This is a genomic window from Parabacteroides sp. KHUB-02, assembly GCF_056640955.1.
On the sequence record NZ_JBWQEV010000001.1, the window covers coordinates 2950013 to 2968704 of the forward strand.

Sequence of the window (18692 nt, forward strand, 5' to 3'; positions counted from 1 at the left end):
AATATCGTTTTAGGGTTTATGCTATGCCACTTTCATCCGCTCACGGATAAGGTTGGCGTTGCGGTTCACAAGGTCTATGATGCGCTCGTGGTATTCGGTGTCTTGGTTGTGCTTGCCGTGACACTGCACCACTTCGAGGGTTCGCAAGTCCACCTCAACGGTTTCAATAATCTCATCGCCAATCCTTGCCGAGAGTATGAGGGTGTCGGGTTTCTTGTAGTATTCACTGCCGAACACGCAGATGTGCTGCGCCTTGCCCTCGTTGTAATATTCGTCTATGCTTTCAAGCACCTTGACGATTAGTTCCTCGTCCGTGATTACCAAGCCGAAGAATTTGGATTTAAGGTTGATGAAATCTTCCTCGTTCTTCTTCTCTTGGAGCAACCGCTTTTGCTCACGCTCACGCCTTTCAATCTCCCAACGGCGGTGTTGCTCGGCTCGTTCCTTCTCGTGTATGGCATCAATCTTTCGGCTTGCCTTGTCGTGCGCCACTATGAAATCTTCGGGGCAGATGTTCTTGGGGTTACGGAGGTCTTGACCGAGTTTTTTGAGCATATACAGATAGTCGCACCACATTGGGAAGTTGTATATCTGGTATTTGTGACGCTTGGCAATCAGATATGACGCCCAACATTCATCGGCATTGCGGACATTGAAAAGAAAATGCTTCATTACCTCAATCTCACCGCCTTTCATAAGGGTTTCAATTCTTGGATTGGTAAGGAGAGCCGTGAAAAGACGCACGGGGGAAATGCCGTGGAAATCGCCCTTGAAGCCGTTGCGTTTGAGTTGTGGCAATATCCTCATCTTGGGATATGGATAGCTCCTTGCCACCACATCATCGTATAGGCTGTTGTGCGGTCTTACCTCCATATCGCTGCCCAATGCCCACACATCGCAATAGCTGAAAAGGAAGCCTCGGAGCAACGCCATATCCGTAACCTTGCCGTTGGGTGCAATCCAACGCTGCACAACCTCGTGGCAATAGAAGTGCATCGGTTCGCCTTTCCTGCTTTCGCATCTGACCTGCGCCACACGGATAACCTGATAGCCTTTGCAGGTGGTTATCACGCTGAAATACTGCGTTTCCTTGTAGGTGCGCTTTCGGGTGTCCTGCACTTTGAGTTCGGTATGGCATCTTGGGCAGGTGCAACCTACAAGGGTGTCGCATAGTTCGCTCCTGCTGTGCCACTCGTGACCGCAGTCGGAGCAGGTTATGTTCCCTTTTTTGGTGCGGTAGCCGATATGCTCAACGCAATGGCGGTATGCCCAATCTATTTGTGTCGCGGATATGGGGCGGAGGTTGGCGGAAAGTCTTGCCACCTCTTTCTGTATCTTGGTCTTGGGTTTCATAAGCCTAAATCAAATAATGAGGGTTGTGGTTGGTTTTCTTTTCTCACTGACGGTCTGTTGCGGTTCTGCAATTTGCGGAGTTCCTCCTCTTGGTATCTGCGGACTGCGTTCTGCCGTGCCTCCGCCTTTTCCTCTGCCGTGAGTTCTACAACGTGGTTCACTACCACTTGGCAGTTCATCGGTTTGCCCACCTCTATCTCGTTTTCCTCATAGTAGTGGATGGCTTGCCCGAAAATCTCTCCGTCAGTGAAGCCGTTGCAACCGCTTTTCTGCACATAGTTCAGAATGTGGGTCACGCAATCGTCCATGTTCTTGGCAGGGTTGCGGTACTTCTTCGCAAAGAGCGTATCTTCCTCCGCACGCTGTTCCAAATACATCTTTATCGTTCTCTTGAAATGGTCTGTCCCTTTCATATCGCTGTTGTTTTTAGATTGTCTGTTTCAGTATCTCTCTCCAATAGGTCGGCTCTACCTCGCTGAGAAGGAAATCTATAAAGTCCCTCCGTGCGTCCTTGTTCAGTTCGTGGTATAGTTCACGGAATGTGCTGAAATTGCCGTTGATGTACGTTTCCACCATATACTCGAAGATGTTGTCCACCTCGTAATATCTGCACTGCTGCGCTGCCGTCTTGCTGTTTCTCTTTGCCATATCGGTAAGGGTTAAAGGGTGAATAACCAAAGGATGAAGCCGAAGAAGGCAATGGTGGAAAGGATAGCCACGATTACACCTATCGCCACTCGGAACACTCCGTTTACAATCTCTCTTATGATGCCCCAAAGGATGCCGGACACCCCGAAGGCGGTGCGCATTATCAAACCGCATATAGCAAGCCCGATGTATTGCGCCGTTTGTTTGAAATCTGCCGTTGCTGTCATATCTTCGCTGTTTTTGATTTTTTGTTTTTTATGCGGATTCAAGAGCTGAGGGAGTTGGTTTCTAACTATCTTATCTGCCTCTCGTTTATCCGACATTTTTTTTATGCGTCTTTCTTTCGCGTCGGTCGTTTTCGTTTCGGGTGCTTTTTGAATGTAGGGATTAGGGAATGCAAGGTTTTTCGGCCAAAATACTACCCGAAGGGCTGGAGATTTTTGCCGAAAACAGGAGGCCTGACCTTGCTTTCCCGTCCAATCCCGGAATTACCTTTGCGCCCAGAACGAAAATGACTGCCTGATGCGATTCTACTGAAAGGCGCAAGATGGAGGTAAACGAAAACAGAGGCAGATTGGAATACAAAAACTTCAGGGAAAATCCGTAAAAAAGAAGAACCGACTGAAAGAAAAAGACATCACCGGAAGCGTGAAAAGGGCAAACCATCAACAAGGAAGTATGACAGTTTCCGATCCGACTGTACTTGTCCAGTCGGGTGGAAACAGTCTTTCTTCCCGGTTTGTCCGGCTGTGTGTGGCCGCTTGCTTCATTCATGGGGCAAGCTGACACACTCGGCATCCTTTCCGCTTCCGGCACAAATGGACAGCTAAAAAGAAAATCATCTGAAAACTCGTAAAAGCACCTCTTGGCATAGCCACAAAAGAAAGGGGCATTGCATCATCAGTCTAAACTTCGTTTAGGCGTGAGGCAATGCCCTTTTCTCCGGCTATGCGATAGTCGGCACATATTCGTTAGGACTTGTCCGCTGCGATTATGTAACGACGGATAAAACCGCTTTTACGGAAAACCTTATGAATGAGAGAATAAAAAATCCGGGAGTTTATTTCAAAATCTCGGATTAAATAGCTACTTTTGCATACGAAGAGTTCTTTGAAGGTTACGCAACGCACAGAGGAATAATGCAGTAGATAACTAACTAATTCGTAACCTATTACTATCAAGAGCGACTAACCTACGCTCATTTCCAATAAATTACACTCTTTTCGTAACTTCTGTCTGCAAAGATACAAAAAGTCATCACATTTTCTTACGCATTCGCATGCAACTATTTTGCTGCCCCATTCATCAAATAAATAGAATCGTAAATAAAAATAATTTACACCATGAAAAGGATGCACTTGCAATTGTTGAAAAAAGCCAACTGCGTATTGGCGAGTTTATTAATGCTTTTAGGTTTCTCCTGCACTGACGACGAGGGAGAAGGTCCCATAATTTGTGAATATGGCACTCCTTACGCCAATTTTCAGATAAAAGGAAAAGTCGTGGATACAAACGATAATCCGATACCTAACGCCCAAATACGTATCAATCGAAATGACGCAAGAATTTATCCTTACGGATGGCTGCATACCGATACCGTAAGGACCAACGCTAACGGAGAGTTTGATTGGAAGAAAACTGATTTTCCAATCCTAAAATACCGATTCATCACGGAAGACATAGATGAAGAAATGAACGGAGGACAATTCGCATCCGATACGACTCAAGTAATCTTCGACAGCGAGGAACTTACTGGAGGTGATGGATGGTACGAAGGTAGTGCCTCTAAGGAAATCAAGATCACACTTAAGGAATATGTAGATACACATACGGAACCTTACGCATTGTACACGATCTACGGAAAAGTAACTGATGATCAAGGCTATCCGCTGGCCGGAGTCGCAATCTTAACCTCACCGGCATATACCCCTACTCAAGAGGACGACCTTTCCAGCTTTCCGGCTATCACGGATGAGACCGGACGATATCAATTCACCTACGATAAGGCTACGGCTATCGAACATACCATCTACACAAAATTATCTTCGTATTGGAATGACCCAAACGCTTGCAAAACTGATTCTATTATCGTAAATTTCGCCGAAATTGAATTATCACAAGGGAAAGGGATGTTAATGGGTAAAGGATCAAAAGAAATTAACTTCCAACTAACACGCAAAAACTAGAAAATGGAAACAGTTTTTCATTTCATATTAAAAGGTTTTAACTGGATTTTAGCGGGGCTCCTTTCTCTACTAGGCTTCAGCGTTACTTCCTGTGGCGCTACAGATGAGTATGGTAGCCCCTACGCAGAATACGAGTTGAAAGGAAAAGTTACAGATATGAACGGAGATCCCATCCAAGGAATAGAGATCAACTATGGGGGCATATATAATAACGTATTATCTCCCTCATATATAAGCGAAATATATAAATCACCCCAAACCCAAAAAGACGGAAGTTACGATATAAAATTCGAGGATTCCCCAATGGGTATCGTACGCATTATCGCTAAAGATATTGACGGGCCTGAAAACGGATCATTCGAGACGGATTCGATAGATGTCAAGATCGAAGGATTTAAGGGAGGTAAATCTTGGTTCCATGGGAAAGCGGAGGTTAACATCCCCGACATCAAACTTAAAGAGAAAAAAGAATAAAATATGGACAAACGCCCAAACATCAAAAAACGTATCGCCCTAGAGCTTTTTCGAAGTATCAAGAAGAACAGGGCTAAATTACATGAATTGCGTACACTCTTTTGGGAGTGTACGCTTCGTTGTAATGTATCCTGCCGTCATTGCGGGAGCGATTGCCATGTCTCGGCCTCTGTCCCAGATATGCCTGTCGAAGACTTCCTGAAAGTCATAGACGATATCACGCCTTACGTCGAGCCGAACAAAGTGCTCGTCATCTTTACCGGAGGCGAGGCGCTGGTTCGTAAGGATATCGAGAAATGCGGGTTGGAACTGTATCGCAGGGGATATCCTTGGGGGATCGTCTCCAATGGTTATCTGATGACCCGGGAACGGCTCGACTCGCTCTTGGCTTCCGGATTGCACTCGGCAACTATCAGCTTGGATGGTTTCGAGGAAGCGCATAACTGGCTTCGCCGTAATCCTAAAAGTTTCGAGAAGGCACTGAATGCCATCTGTATGTTGGCCGAGGAAAAGGAGATCATCTGGGATGTGGTGACTTGCGTAAACCAACGCAACTTCAAGGATTTGATGCTCTTCAAGGATTTCTTGATCGAGATGGGCGTAAAACGGTGGCGTATCTTTACGATCTTCCCAGTTGGACGTGCCGCGACTGAGACCGATTTGCAACTGACGAACGAGCAGTTTACATGGGTCATGAACTTCATCCGCTTCTGCCGGAAAGAGGGTAAAATACACGTTAGCTACGGCTGTGAGGGCTTCCTCGGGAATTATGAGGCTAAGGTGAGAGACTCGATTTTCCAATGCAACGCCGGTATCAATACAGCCTCTGTCCTCGCTGATGGCGCTATCTCCGGTTGTCCCAGTATCCGGGCCAACTTCCACCAAGGGAACATCTATAAAGACAATTTCATCGATATCTGGAATAATGAGTTTAAACCTTATCGTAACCGCCAGTGGGCTAAAAAAGGGGAATGCGCGGATTGTAAGATGTTCCGTTATTGCGAGGGCAACGGGATGCACTTATACGATGATGAGGGGAATCTACTCGTATGCCACTATAAAAGGCTAGTTGACAGTTGACAACTGTCAACTAATTCCTATCTTTGCCCTAGTTAATATTCTAAAATAAGCAATCGTATGAAAAACACTTTCATCCTTTGTGCCTTTCTGGCACTAAGTTCTTTTACCGTAGCCCAGCAATCCGAGAAATACCCGCTAGGCGACTATACGGAATTGACCGACACGAAACCGCATGACAGCGACGAGATCTGGGACAAGTTATCGGCCCCAACCCAATTAAGCTGGGGCACGACCGATATACGATATCCGAAACTCAGTATTCCCGATGTCAAGAAAAGCAATCGCTGGCAGACGAAAGCATGGAAAGGGGAACGGGTAAACGCACAAGCCGTGTTATGGACCAAGGTGGGACTCGAGGATGCCTCTATCACCGTGAGCGACTTAAAGAGCGGTTCTTCCATCATCCCATCCTCCGCGATCACGACGAACTTTGTCCGATACGTCATGACCGATGAGTTGAATAAAGACCGTAAAGGCGGTTGCGGCCACCGAGAGAATAAGGCGGAATGGGATTCCTCCGTCGTAGCCGATGTATTGGATATCGTAAAGATCCGTGATATCAAGGCACGCACCACCCAGCCGATCTGGATGAATATCTGGGTACCTCAATCCGCGAAAGCCGGTAAATATAAAGGGACATTGACCGTCACGGGAAAAAATGCCTCCCCCATGGAATTACAAATAGAAGTGGACGTATTGAACCGCACACTTCCCGCCCCGAAGGACTGGGCTTTCCATCTGGACTTATGGCAGAACCCGTATTCCGTGGCCCGTTACTACCAAGTTCCTCTTTGGAGTAAAGAGCATTTCGACGCTATGCGCCCGATCATGAAGATGTTGGCGAACGCCGGACAGCGCGCTATCACCACCAGTATCATGCATAAACCTTGGGCCGGACAGACCGAGGATCATTTCGACAGCATGATCACCCAGATCAAGAAGATAGACGGCACTTGGGCATATGATTACGCCGTCTTCGACAAATGGGTGGAATTCATGATGAACGAGATCGGTATCGATGATATGATCAGTTGCTACACCATGATCCCTTGGGCTTTATCTTTCGATTATTACGACGAGGCGACAAATCGTGTACAATTCCTCAACACGAAACCGGGTGACGCCGCTTACGCAGACTATTGGGGTACTTTCCTAAAAGATTTCTCCCGCCACCTTCGCGAGAAAGGTTGGTTCGAGAAAACCGCTATCTCTATGGACGAGCGTCCGATGGAGGCGATGCGTGAGGCGATCAAGGTTATCAAGCAAGCCGATCCGGAGTTCAAGATCACGCTGGCCGGAAATTATCATCCGGAAATTCAATCGGACTTATACTATTTAAGTATTCCCTATGGGCATAAATTCCCAGAAGACGTAAAGGCTGCCCGTGATAAAGCGGGACAGATCAGTACCGTTTATACCTGTTGCGCGGAAGCGTTCCCGAATACCTTCACCTTCTCCGACCCGGCGGAAGCGGCATGGACGGTCTTGCACGCCGTAGCCGGTGGTTACGACGGTTATCTACGTTGGGCAGTTAATAGCTGGACCACCGATCCTCTGCGTGACTCGCGTTTCCGCACTTGGGCGGCAGGCGATACATACAGTATTTATCCCGGTCCACGCAGTAGCATTCGCTTCGAACGTTTGGTCGAGGGTATACAAGATTGCGAGAAGATCCGCATCCTCCGGGAAGAGCTGACAACGAAAGGAGCTAAAGGCAAACTCGAGAAGTTGAACAAGACGGTTGCCAAGATCACTCCGGAAGGTTTATCCGAGACACAAGAATCCGCTACGCAGATGGTTAATGAGATTCATAAACTTCTGAATACATTATAAATAGTACCGGACGCCGACTGCGCAGTCGGCGTCCCCTAAATATATCATCAAACCCCTACAATGTTTGATATTCATCAAAAAACGAAATCCTTACCTCCGATACCTTTCTTTTTCTTTGTCCGCCTCGATTCCTTCGCCTACTTTTGGGGCACTGAAAAACACAAAAACCATTCTATATGAACAAACTATTAATGGGCGTATGCCTTACGATGGCCATGCAAGTAGGGCACTCCCAAACCTTGCCGCAATTGGGTAAAGATCCTATCGAGAAAATCGTAGCCGCCATGACTGCCGAAGAGAAAGTATCCCTGTTAGTCGGAACCGGAATGCCCGGGTTCGGCGGCCAATCAGCCGTAGTCGGCAGCACGCAAAATATAGTGCCGGGAGCCGCCGGAACGACCTTCCCGATCGAACGTCTGGGAATCCCCGCTATCGTAGTGGCCGACGGTCCCGCCGGATTACGTATCTCCCCGACTCGCAAGGGGAACGAGGCGACCTATTATTGCACGGCATTCCCGGTCGCTACCTTGCTAGCCTCCACATGGAACACCGCATTGGTCAAAAACGTAGGCAACGCCATGGGCGACGAGGTGAAAGAATACGGTTGCGACGTACTCTTGGCCCCCGCGCTGAATATCCACCGAAGCCCTCTCTGCGGACGTAACTTCGAGTATTATTCCGAAGATCCCTACTTGACGGGCCGGATAGCGACAGCGATGGTAAACGGTATCCAAAGCAATGGCGTGGGAACCTCCATCAAGCATTTCGCCGTCAATAATCAAGAGACCAACCGGACAGGAACGGATGCCCGCCTCACCCCTCGTGCCTTGCGGGAGATTTACCTAAGAGGTTTCGAGATGGTCGTAAAAGAGGCAAGCCCGTGGACGGTCATGTCTTCCTACAATAAGATAAATGGTGAGTATGCCTCCGAAAGCCGTGATTTATTAACGACCATCCTCCGTGACGAATGGGGCTTTAGCGGCCTTGTCATGACCGACTGGTTTGGCGGCAAGAACGCCCCCGCCCAGATCCACGCCGGAAACGATCTGCTGATGCCCGGACGGACGGACCAGAAAGAGGCCCTCCTAAAAGCGCTTGAGGACGGTTCTCTCTCTATCGACGACGTGGATACGGACGTAACCCGTGTATTACGACTGATCCTTCAAGCCCCCCGCTTTGCCCAATACGCCTATTCCGACAAACCGGACCTAAAAGCTCACGCCGAGGTAACCCGTGCGTCCGCTTCCGAAGGTATGGTTTTATTAAAGAATACGAATAATGCCTTGCCGCTGGCCCCGGGTATCAAGAAGATAGCGGCTTACGGTACCACCTCGTACGATTTTATCGCCGGAGGCACCGGCAGTGGCGACGTGAACGAGGCTTATACCGTATCCCTCGTGGAAGGTCTGGAGAACGCCGGTTATACCATGGACGCCGAAGTGAAAGCCTTATACGAGAAATACAGTACCGAGGAAAAGGCGAAACAGCCGAAAGACACGAGTCCCGCCGCCGCTTTCTTCAACCACCCTCGTATCCCGGAGTTCGTACCGGATGCCGCAGGGCTGGCCGCTAAGGCGAAAGAGGCGGATATCGCCTTCGTTACGATAGGCCGTAGCTCGGGAGAGTTCCAAGACCGGAAGATCGAGGGAGATTTCAACCTGACGGAGAATGAGCGAGCGTTGATCCAATCGGTTTCCGACGCTTTCCATAAGGAAGGGAAGAAGGTGGTCGTAATCTTGAATATCGGAGGCGTGATCGAGACCGCCAGCTGGAAATCGGAACCGGACGCCATCCTATTGGCTTGGCAAGCCGGGCAGGAAGGGGGTAACACGGTAGCCGATATCCTGTCCGGAAAGGTGAATCCTTCCGGTAAGCTCCCGATGACTTTCCCCGTGAGCATCGCCGACGTAGCCTCCACGAAGAATTTCCCGGACGCTTCGGGTATCGACCTGAAAGAAATGTTAGCCGGCTTCATGGGAGGAGGCCCAGAGCATACGGATCGTAAGAATATTGACTATACCAACTACGAGGAGGGTATCTACGTGGGCTACCGTTACTTCGATACGTTCGGCGTGCCCGTCTCCTATCCGTTTGGCTACGGACAGTCGTATACTACTTTCAATTATTCGAGCTTGAAAGTGTTCATGGGCGATACGGACTACAGCATCAGTTGCACGATCACGAACAATGGCCCGGTAGCCGGGAAGGAAGTGGTCCAGCTATATATCTCCGCCCCCGGCAAGAGCATGGATAAACCGGCGAAAGAGTTGAGAGGTTTCGTCAAGACCCAACTCCTCCAGCCGGGGGAGAGCCGTGAGATCATCTTCAAGGTGAAAGATACGGATCTGGCCTCCTTCGACGAGAGCGCCAGTCATTGGGTCGTAGAGTCCGGTAAATATGAGGCGCAGATTGGCTCCTCCGCCGACGACATCCGCCTAAGGGATTCCTTCAACGTGAAGGGGCGGGTAACGGAGAAGGTTCATGCGGTACTGTTGCCCGGCGAGAGGATCGATCTTCTGAAAAGATAAGCCCGGAGGTATCTACCTAGTTATCGGGAGGGCGGGGTATCAACCTCGCCCTCTACTTATTAATCACCCGGCTGTTCCGGCTCTAAGAAAGTAAGGTAGGTCTCCACACGCCCCTCCAGCTTCGCCTCCATGGTCCCTTGCTCCGACACGAAAAGATATTTGTCCTTTTTCTCCTCCTCGGTCCATGTATCGGGAGTGTAGGGAGCGATCTTCCGGTCGCCAGCAGTCCTCATGAAATAGATAGCGGGCAGAAGGCCGTTCAGTTGGATCTGGTTCGGATCGATATAGCGTTCCTCGTATTGTCGCGAGAAATGCGAACTCACCCTTTCCAGCCGGAAGCGGTCGAGATTATTCATAAACAGGTAATCCGTGCCTTCATCTCCCGGCAGGGAGGTGTAGATCATAGATGAGACTTTCACGGCACCGGCCGGTGTCGTGTACAAATAATAGAAATATACAGTCCATGTATTCTTGGAGCGGGTTTGAAGGGTATGTGTCTCCTGCAAGGAATGCAAGGTCCAAAATCCCGGGGGCGTGCATCTCACCCTTTGTACGAATTTATCCTTCGCGATTTCCACTCTTCCCCGGATTTCCAGAAAGTCCTTATAGGCCACTGCCTCTATTTCCTCGTTTGTCATTGATGGCGTAAACATGATTATTTTTAATTTTTAAGGTAAAGAGACATAAAGGTACGATTATAAATGGGGATTCCAAGGGTTTCAAGGAAATGTGGATGAAAGAAAGACAAAAAAGAGAGGCGAACTCGTACCCTTATCTTTTTTATTCCATATATTCGTGATGAAAATCCCCTAAGACCCATTTAAAAGAGAGATAGCGTGACTCCCGATTTTCTTTGGACGCTTATCATGAACCATATCCCGGTGCTGAAGGGGGGCATGATAGGGATATTGGAAAAATAAAATATATGGAACTATAAAACCTTCTCCATTTCATACGATAAGATTCAATGGAAAAGGTTTTCGGACTATATAGGGCATTCAAGGAAAGACTTCGCCTGTTTCTATATCAACGGAAAACCTCACCTGTTTCTTATTGCCTTCATAATAAAGTATATCACATTTATATTCCCAAAGATTTCCGCTTTTATTTTCTATAGAAACCGTCAATTGTGCATTCCTTTGCATATTTTCCTTCAAAATCCGAATAGGAGAAATCCACTTAGACTCCGATCTGCTTAAATCAAAACGAGATAAATCCCAATCGCGGCTAAGAAAAATTGCTTCCTCATAGGAGATCGATTCATAATTTACCGAAGCCAATTTTTCATATAAGCGTGAACTATAAAATTCCTTTATATCCTTTCCTGTCGAAGAAACTACCAAACAAGAGTCCGTATACATATTATAAAATAGAATTGACTCATCATACCACTTATAAAAACGAATATCTGAGTATGGATCAGAGTCCGTCTCCTCATATCTATTTATGCCATTTTGATCGTTCAATATCAACACATCTTTTTTTATCTCTTGATTTCTTGATAGAAAAGCTAAATTGGCTACATAGCCCCAACGCATAGTCAATATATCCTCCAAACGAACAAGGTCAACCTCATACGTCTTATATTCTCCATAGCCTTCATGGATCGTAAGGTTCAAGTCGATCGAAGTATCACCACTCCAAGAATCAGTTATCCCACTCTCCTCATCACATACATATATTTTCAGTTTTTTATCTTTCAATCCAGTAAAGAAATAAGAGTTTTTATCTTTTACGACCGTAGCCTGCGATGCCTTTACTCCCCCATTGAAGTACAAATAGCCATATTGCTTTCCTCCCGGATTATCATAGAATGTAAATAAAAGTTTATCTCCATAAGTTTCCCATCTAAAATCAAAAACACTAGCTTTATCAAAGTCATCTTTAAAATGATGGATCAATTCAATAGAACCATCTATTAAATAGAGCAAAAAACTTGTTATGCCTGATGTTTGAGATACTTCCCTCGTATTATAAACATGAACAAAGAAAATATATCCTGTATTCACCTTGACAATATGACAAATCTTAAGTCCTTTGGTTTCCTTTGGCAATTCAAAAGAAGAATTCCATTCCCCGATTAACCCCGTGAAATCATTGCCAAACAGCCCCATCCACAGCTTCTCGTTTTTAACATAAGCTAGCCATGTCCCCTCTTTACAGAAAGACTCCTTATCAAATCCCGCCGTATCCTTTAAGAAAGGGAGAATCTTCTCAAACTGGTAATCCCACGGAGTTCCTGCGGAAGGTAATAATGGCTCCTCATTTTCTACTATATCCTCTTGCTCTCCACAAGAAACACAAAACACAAAAAAGAAAAACACCCACAAATATTTCACCATTATAATAAAAAATTATCCCCTCCCGTGCCTCCTCCGGTCGTCGGTTAACAAATAAAAGAAGCGTGGAGACCATTGTCTATCACTGTACTGAGGCTCTGGACTGCCCTTACCCAATAATAAGACAATGATCCCACGCCTTATGCAGGTATATAATCTATCCATGAATGGGTAGGTATATAACAGATAAAGCGCAGGAGCCATTTTCCTATTATCTTGGGTAATGAAATTGTCCAGATTCCAGTACAAGATAATATCGAAACGCTTCTACGTTATTTTTCCAATACATCGCAAAGATCGTGTTTTTTTAAAACATTCGCAAAACAATCAGATTCTTAATGTCTCTTAGCCCTAAGAAATGCCCTCGAAGGGTGAAAAATGACTTCTTAGGGCTAAAAGATAGTTTTTCAACCGTGAAAAGTGATTTCCTTGGCCTAGGAAGGGACTTTCAAGGCCGCGAAACCATTTCTTAGGCCTAAAAAGCCTATTTTCACCCTTGAAAAGCCATTTCTTAGGCCTAAGATGATTATTCGCGCCATTCAATCCCCATTTTTTAGGCCTAAGAAGCCCTTATTCAGTAAATATCCCTAACTTAGAGAAGTTTTTAAACTCTAAATCAAATTTACCATGAGTACTTACACAAAAATCAAGACACTTCCGCTCTCTCTTTTCAACAACGCCGAGTACCTCTCCTTCATGAACCACGTCCTCGACCTAGCCAACGGAAACAGCGGTGGCGGCGATTCCGAGTCCCCCGACGAGATCTCCCTGCTGACCGGCAGCGACGGCATCCCCGAGCTGGGCCTCACCAAAGAATTCCTCGATACCTACGAGGCAGACCTCCTCGCCATGGCCGACGTGGTGGACGAGAGCCGCACCTCGCAGGAGACCGAGCAAATGGCCTTGCACGATACCAACCGCGACAACCTCGCCATCTATATCATCACCCGCATCTCACGGGCCGGTACCCTCCCGTTGGAGGCCGAGCGTGACGCAGGAAAGTTCCTATACAAGGTCATCAAGCCTTATAACGGCATCGCCCGCCTCCCCATGGCGCAGGAGACCGCCAAGATAAAGGGCCTCTTGCTGGATTTGCGCAAGGACGAGAACAAGCCGTACGTCACCACGCTCGGCCTCGACGCTTACCTCGCCGAACTGGAGAAAGAGAATAACGCCTACGACCGCCTGTCGCAGCAACGCGTCCAAAACCGGACCACCTCCAAAAAGGAAAGCGGCGCCAACCTGCGCAAGCGGATCGACGTGTATTATGACGATCTCACCCTGCTGGCCCAGTCCTATGGCGTAGCGAAGCCGTCCGAGAAAGCGACCGCCTTCATCGCCGCCCTCAACCAGCTGATCGCCGAGACCACCGCCGCCTACAACCAGCGCATGGCCTCCGCCAAGAAACCGGCGCCCGCTCCCGAGCCTACACCCGAGCCTACGCCCGGCGGAGACTCCGAGAGCCCGGACGAGATCTAACCGTCACGTCCCTCCCTCCCGACGCGGAAGCGGGAAATAAAAAGAGAAGGAAAACAATTCCCCTTCTCTTTTTATTCCGTATATTCGCGAAGGAAATTCCTAAAACAGAACGATATGGAGACAACGACATCCTTAAAGACATTCGAGGTAACCATCCCCGAGAAATACGCCGACATCTTGAAGAAATTCATCACCTCGCTGGAAGGCAAGGTAAAGGCACAGAAGAAATCCGGATTGGACGAGGCCTTGGAGGACGTGAAGGCAGGAAGGATTTATCATGCGGAAAGCACAAAGGATTTGATGAAACAAATCCTAGGCTGATGAAATATTCCATCAACTATACCAAAAAGTTCAAGAAGAACTTGAGGCTATGCCAAAAAAGAGGATATGATATGAACTTATTCGAGCAAGTATCCAACTTGCTTGAAACAACCGGTTCCCTTCCCTCCCAATACCACCCGCATAAGCTATCCGGGAAATACGCGGGATTGTGGGAATGTCATATCCAAGGAGACTGGCTGCTGATATGGAGCCAAGACGACACGGAGCTAATCTTGCTTTTCACCGATACCGGAACGCATTCCGACCTATTCTAAATAGAAAAAGCCGCCTCCCCATTACAGGAAGCGGCTTTTTTGTATCTAGTATTTACTTTTCCCGGATAAATATATTAATCGGCGTACCGGTAAAATCCCAGTTCTCGCGGATCTTGTTCTCAAGGAAACGTTTGTACGGGTCCTTGATCCATTGCGGCAAGTTACAGAAGAACACGAAAGAAGGCACGCTGCCCGCCGGAAGCTGGGTGATATATTTGATCTTGATATATTTACCCTTCCAGGCTGGGGGAGGATAATTCTCGATGATCGGGAGCATCACCTCGTTCAGCTTGGCCGTAGGGACACGCTTGGAGCGATTCTCGTAAACCTCCTTGGCGGTCTCCAGCACCTTCAGGATACGCTGCTTCGTCATGGCCGAGATAAACAAGATCGGGAAGTCGGTAAACGGAGCCAGACGCTCGCGGATAGCGGTCGTGTACGAGTCGATCACCTTCTGGCTCTTATCCTCGACCAAGTCCCACTTATTCACGCAAACCACCAATCCCTTCTTATTCTTCTGCACCAGCGAGAAGATATTCATATCCTGACTCTCGATACCCCTCGTAGCGTCCAACATCAGCACGCAGACATCCGAGTTCTCGATCGCGCGGATCGAACGGATCACCGAGTAATACTCCAAGTCCTCATTCACCTTCCCCTTCTTACGGATACCCGCCGTATCCACCAAATAGAAGTTCAAGCCGAATTTATTATATTTCGTGTAGATGGAATCACGGGTCGTTCCAGCGATATCGGTAACGATATGCCGATCCTCGCCAATAAAAGCATTGATAAGAGAAGACTTTCCCGCGTTCGGGCGTCCTATAATCGCGATACGGGGCAACTCCTCCTCCAGTATCTCCACCTTCTCCTCGGGCAACGTCGCCACGATCTTATCCAGCAAATCCCCGGTATAAGAACCATTGATGGCCGAGATGCAGAAAGGATCTCCCAAGCCAAACGAGTAAAACTCCGCCGAGGCCGGATGCAATTCGTAATTATCCGCCTTGTTCGCCACCACGATCACCGGCCGCTTGCAACGGCGCAAGATCTGCGCCACCTCCATGTCCAGATCCGTGATGCCATTCAATACATCGACGACGAACAAGATCACGTCCGCCTCCTCGATAGCCACTTTTACCTGCTTGTTGATCTCCTCTTCGAAAACATCCTCCGAGTTAACCACCCATCCGCCTGTGTCAATCAGCGAAAACTCCTTGCCGGTCCACTCCACCTTGCCGTATTGACGGTCGCGGGTAGTACCAGCCTCCTCGTTCACGATCGCCTGACGGGTACCCGTCAACCGGTTGAAAAGGGTGGACTTACCTACATTGGGTCTCCCCACTATCGCTACTATATTTCCCATAAATTCTCCTTTCGTATGCTATTATTAGTCCAGCTGATAACCGAAGTTCTTCAATATGTTGTCACGATTACGCCAGTCTTTTTCCACTTTGACAAACATTTCCAAAAACACCTTTTTTCCGAAGAAACGTTCGATATCCTTCCGGGCCATAGCACCTACTTTCTTCAATGCTTGCCCTTGATGCCCGATGATAATCCCTTTCTGGGTATCACGCTCCACGATGATCAGCGCCTTGATATGGATCAGCTCATCATCCTCCTTGAACAACTCGACGACCACTTCTACCGCATAAGGTATTTCCTTCTGATAATATAACAAGATTTTCTCACGAATGATCTCTGTCACGAAGAAACGGGCCGGTTTATCGGTCAAGGCGTCTTTCTCGAAATAAGGCGGGGAATCAGGCATCAACTCCTCCACCCGACGCTTCACGTAATCTATATTGAAATTCGAAAGCGCGGAGATCGGGATGATCTCGGCCTTCGGAAGCAATTCCTTCCACTGGGCCACGAGCTTCTCCAGCTCCGGCTGATTGGTCTGGTCGATCTTATTGATCAACAAGAGAACCGGACACTCTATGCTCTGTACCCGTGCTAGGAACTCGTTATTTTTATCAATCGTCTCGACGACATCCGTCACGTACAACAGCACGTCGGCGTCGCCTAAGGCGGATTGAGAGAAATTAAGCATGGATTCCTGCAACTTATAATTCGGCCGCAAGACTCCCGGCGTGTCAGAATACACGATTTGCATATCGTCGGTATTCACGATACCCATAATACGATGCCTTGTCGTTTGCGCCTTCGAGGTGATAATAGAGATCCGCTCCCCGACCAAACGATTCATCAACGTAGACTTACCTACGTTTGGGTTTCCAACGATATTGACAAAACCCGATTTATGCTTTTTTTCCATCATACCCCCATTTCAGATAAACCGCTCCCCACGTAAAGCCCGCTCCAAAAGCGGCAAGGATCAGGTTATCTCCTTTTTTCAATTGATTCTCCCATTCCCATAGACAAATAGGAATCGTACCGGCGCTTGTGTTGCCATATTTCTGGATATTGATCATCACCTTATCCATATCTACGCCCAAGCGTTTCGCCGTAGCGTCGATAATCCGCAGGTTCGCTTGATGAGGAACGATCCACGCGATATCATCATGCGTCAAGCCATTCTTCTCCGCGATCTCAGCGGCCACGTCCGCCATATAAGAAACCGCGTACTTGAACACCACACGTCCATCTTGATAAACGAAATGCTCACGGTTGTCCACCGTCTCGTGAGAAGGAGGATAAGCCGAGCCGCCCGATTTCATGATCAGATGCGGATAGCCTACGCCGTCTGTCCGTAAAATAGTATCCAAGACACCGAACTCCTCGGTAGTTGGCTCCAACAAGACCGCTCCGCAAGCATCCCCGAACAAAGGACAAGTAGAACGATCTTGATAATCTGTAATAGATGTCATCTTATCACCCGATACGACAACCACCTTCTTATAACGCCCCGAGCGAATATAATTAGCGCCCGTCTCCAAAGCATACAAGAAGCCTGCGCACGCACCTTGCATATCAAAAGTCATCGCATTCTTACAACCTGTATGATAAGCGATGATAGAAGAAGTTGTCGGGAAATGATGATCCGGGGTAGTCGTAGCTGTCAAGATAACCTCTACTTCTTCCGGATTCAGGTTCGTTTTCTCGAGCAATTGCTTCACGGCCCGTATACCCATGTAAGAGAGTCCTACGCCCTCCCCTTTCAATATCCTGCGCTCCTTAATACCCACACGAGTCATGATCCACTCATCCGTCGTATCGACCATCTTGGAAATATCCTCATTCGTCAATACATCTTCAGGAACGTATCCACCCACTCCTGTGATAACCGCATTTATCTTATCCATAACTTTAAAAATAAAAGGACTACTTATCCCAATTAAAAAAAAGCCCTAAAAAAACTTTTAGGGCTATTTCTTTTGTTCATCAAACCATATAAGTTGACAAACTTACACAGCAGCTTCTTTTTCAATCGCTAATTTACCTCTGTAATAACCGCACTCACCACATACAGTGTGATAGATGTGCCATGCGCCACAGTTCGGGCAAATTGCCATTGTTGGAGCTACAGCCTTGTCATGAGTTCTTCTCTTGGCTGTTCTTGTCTTACCTTGTCTTCTTTTAGGATGTGCCATTGTTTTATTTATTTAATTGTTATCATTCTCTAGCAAACCTTTCAGAGCATCCCAACGAGGATCGGCAGGACTAGCGTTTCCGTCATCTTCCAACGCCAAATCATCACCTCCCATGTCATCCTCAAAATCGTCTTCGGTCTCATCCGAACTTCTGGCGGTATGTTTCTTCAATTTAGACGACATTGCCTTATTACATTTACCCGGCGCATGTACATGCTTCATGGGAACCGCCAAAGCGATAAACTCATACAGGAACCACGCCAAATTAATAGCGCCCTCCTCTTCCGGTATCACGACAACCTCATCACTCTCCTCGGCATATTCCTTGCCGAATTTTACCACCAGACGATTGTGGGTATCAATAGGAATTTCCATATCGTCCAAGCATCTATCGCATGGAACAACAACAACCCCTTCTATCTGAAAGTTCATCTCAAACATCATTGACGACCGTTTTACGGTAAGATGAACCTTCACTTTGCCCTTCTGGACCTCGGTTCCGTCAATGTCCACAAAAAACTTGTTCTCCAAAAGATACTCGAATTCGTGTACTCCCGGAGAGAGATTTTTCAAATCTACATTATATAATTTAAATTTCCCCAAAGCCTTTTAGTGTAAA

Annotated in this window: 19 protein-coding genes; 8 read left to right on the forward strand and 11 right to left on the reverse strand. The window is 47.4% G+C overall.

Going from position 1 to position 18692, the window contains the following annotated elements; translation table 11 throughout:
* Window positions 1-21 precede the first annotated feature (21 nt).
* The 4 genes from ACYIA1_RS13075 to ACYIA1_RS13090 are packed head-to-tail and all read right to left on the reverse strand — an operon-like array spanning window position 22 to window position 2228.
* Complete coding sequence (locus ACYIA1_RS13075; RefSeq protein WP_103877879.1) at window positions 22-1353, reverse strand: PcfJ domain-containing protein; 1332 nt, start codon at window positions 1351-1353, stop codon at window positions 22-24.
* Window positions 1350-1766, reverse strand: a complete 417-nt coding sequence (locus ACYIA1_RS13080) for a PcfK-like family protein (protein WP_103877878.1) — start codon at window positions 1764-1766, stop codon at window positions 1350-1352. The genes ACYIA1_RS13075 and ACYIA1_RS13080 overlap by 4 nt, the downstream gene beginning before the upstream one ends.
* A gap of 13 nt (window positions 1767-1779) precedes the next feature.
* Window positions 1780-2001: a hypothetical protein gene (locus ACYIA1_RS13085; RefSeq protein ID WP_098032322.1), complete on the reverse strand. Its 222-nt coding sequence runs from the start codon at window positions 1999-2001 to the stop codon at window positions 1780-1782.
* Window positions 2002-2012: 11 nt separating this feature from the next.
* Window positions 2013-2228, reverse strand: coding sequence for a hypothetical protein (locus ACYIA1_RS13090; RefSeq protein WP_098032323.1), 216 nt, complete (start codon window positions 2226-2228; stop codon window positions 2013-2015).
* Between the two features lie 1116 nt (window positions 2229-3344).
* On the opposite strand from ACYIA1_RS13090, the gene ACYIA1_RS13095 reads away from it, so the two are divergent.
* From ACYIA1_RS13095 to ACYIA1_RS13115, 5 genes are all read left to right on the forward strand, one after another.
* Complete coding sequence (locus ACYIA1_RS13095) at window positions 3345-4187, forward strand: radical SAM-associated putative lipoprotein (RefSeq protein ID WP_036609903.1); 843 nt, start codon at window positions 3345-3347, stop codon at window positions 4185-4187.
* A 3-nt stretch (window positions 4188-4190) separates the two neighbouring features.
* Entirely contained in the window at window positions 4191-4661 is a 471-nt protein-coding gene (locus tag ACYIA1_RS13100) for a radical SAM-associated putative lipoprotein (RefSeq protein ID WP_005867071.1), read from the forward strand.
* A gap of 3 nt (window positions 4662-4664) precedes the next feature.
* Window positions 4665-5741 carry a TIGR04133 family radical SAM/SPASM protein gene (locus ACYIA1_RS13105; RefSeq protein WP_217788612.1) on the forward strand — a complete coding sequence of 359 codons (1077 nt, stop codon included), beginning with the start codon at window positions 4665-4667 and terminating at the stop codon, window positions 5739-5741.
* A gap of 57 nt (window positions 5742-5798) precedes the next feature.
* Window positions 5799-7574: a DUF4091 domain-containing protein gene (locus tag ACYIA1_RS13110; RefSeq protein ID WP_288655806.1), complete on the forward strand. Its 1776-nt coding sequence runs from the start codon at window positions 5799-5801 to the stop codon at window positions 7572-7574.
* Between the two features lie 176 nt (window positions 7575-7750).
* On the forward strand, window positions 7751-10102 hold the full coding sequence (locus ACYIA1_RS13115) for a glycoside hydrolase family 3 C-terminal domain-containing protein (RefSeq protein ID WP_480335466.1): 2352 nt from the start codon (window positions 7751-7753) through the stop codon (window positions 10100-10102).
* 59 nt (window positions 10103-10161) lie between these two features.
* Here ACYIA1_RS13115 and ACYIA1_RS13120 read toward each other — a convergent pair whose 3' ends face one another.
* Both ACYIA1_RS13120 and ACYIA1_RS13125 read right to left on the reverse strand, forming a co-directional pair.
* Complete coding sequence (locus ACYIA1_RS13120; protein ID WP_480335468.1) at window positions 10162-10755, reverse strand: hypothetical protein; 594 nt, start codon at window positions 10753-10755, stop codon at window positions 10162-10164.
* Between the two features lie 345 nt (window positions 10756-11100).
* Window positions 11101-12444 carry a hypothetical protein gene (locus tag ACYIA1_RS13125; protein WP_480335470.1) on the reverse strand — a complete coding sequence of 448 codons (1344 nt, stop codon included), beginning with the start codon at window positions 12442-12444 and terminating at the stop codon, window positions 11101-11103.
* A gap of 624 nt (window positions 12445-13068) precedes the next feature.
* Here ACYIA1_RS13125 and ACYIA1_RS13130 point away from each other — a divergent pair.
* From ACYIA1_RS13130 to ACYIA1_RS13140, 3 genes are all read left to right on the forward strand, one after another.
* On the forward strand, window positions 13069-13920 hold the full coding sequence (locus tag ACYIA1_RS13130) for a DUF6261 family protein (RefSeq protein WP_480335471.1): 852 nt from the start codon (window positions 13069-13071) through the stop codon (window positions 13918-13920).
* A gap of 114 nt (window positions 13921-14034) precedes the next feature.
* Window positions 14035-14241 (forward strand): hypothetical protein, encoded by a 207-nt coding sequence (locus ACYIA1_RS13135; protein ID WP_005867049.1) that lies wholly within the window; start codon window positions 14035-14037, stop codon window positions 14239-14241.
* Complete coding sequence (locus ACYIA1_RS13140; RefSeq protein WP_044545263.1) at window positions 14241-14516, forward strand: type II toxin-antitoxin system YafQ family toxin; 276 nt, start codon at window positions 14241-14243, stop codon at window positions 14514-14516. Before ACYIA1_RS13135 ends, ACYIA1_RS13140 begins: the two co-directional genes overlap by 1 nt.
* Before the next feature lie 52 nt (window positions 14517-14568).
* On the opposite strand, the gene der is transcribed toward ACYIA1_RS13140, so the two are convergent.
* The 5 genes from der to ACYIA1_RS13165 form a co-directional block, all read right to left on the reverse strand.
* Window positions 14569-15882: a ribosome biogenesis GTPase Der gene (gene der, locus ACYIA1_RS13145; RefSeq protein WP_008773802.1), complete on the reverse strand. Its 1314-nt coding sequence runs from the start codon at window positions 15880-15882 to the stop codon at window positions 14569-14571.
* Between the two features lie 24 nt (window positions 15883-15906).
* A complete protein-coding gene (gene era / locus ACYIA1_RS13150; RefSeq protein WP_008773803.1) occupies window positions 15907-16797 on the reverse strand; it encodes a GTPase Era in 891 nt (296 codons plus the stop codon).
* The gene (locus tag ACYIA1_RS13155; protein ID WP_005867043.1) at window positions 16781-17785 is read right to left on the reverse strand and encodes a beta-ketoacyl-ACP synthase III; all 1005 of its coding nucleotides are present in this window, start codon (window positions 17783-17785) and stop codon (window positions 16781-16783) included. Before ACYIA1_RS13155 ends, era begins: the two co-directional genes overlap by 17 nt.
* 102 nt (window positions 17786-17887) lie before the next feature.
* Window positions 17888-18073 carry a 50S ribosomal protein L32 gene (gene rpmF, locus ACYIA1_RS13160; RefSeq protein WP_005634607.1) on the reverse strand — a complete coding sequence of 62 codons (186 nt, stop codon included), beginning with the start codon at window positions 18071-18073 and terminating at the stop codon, window positions 17888-17890.
* Between the two features lie 12 nt (window positions 18074-18085).
* A complete protein-coding gene (locus ACYIA1_RS13165; protein WP_005867041.1) occupies window positions 18086-18676 on the reverse strand; it encodes a YceD family protein in 591 nt (196 codons plus the stop codon).
* Window positions 18677-18692 lie beyond the last annotated feature (16 nt).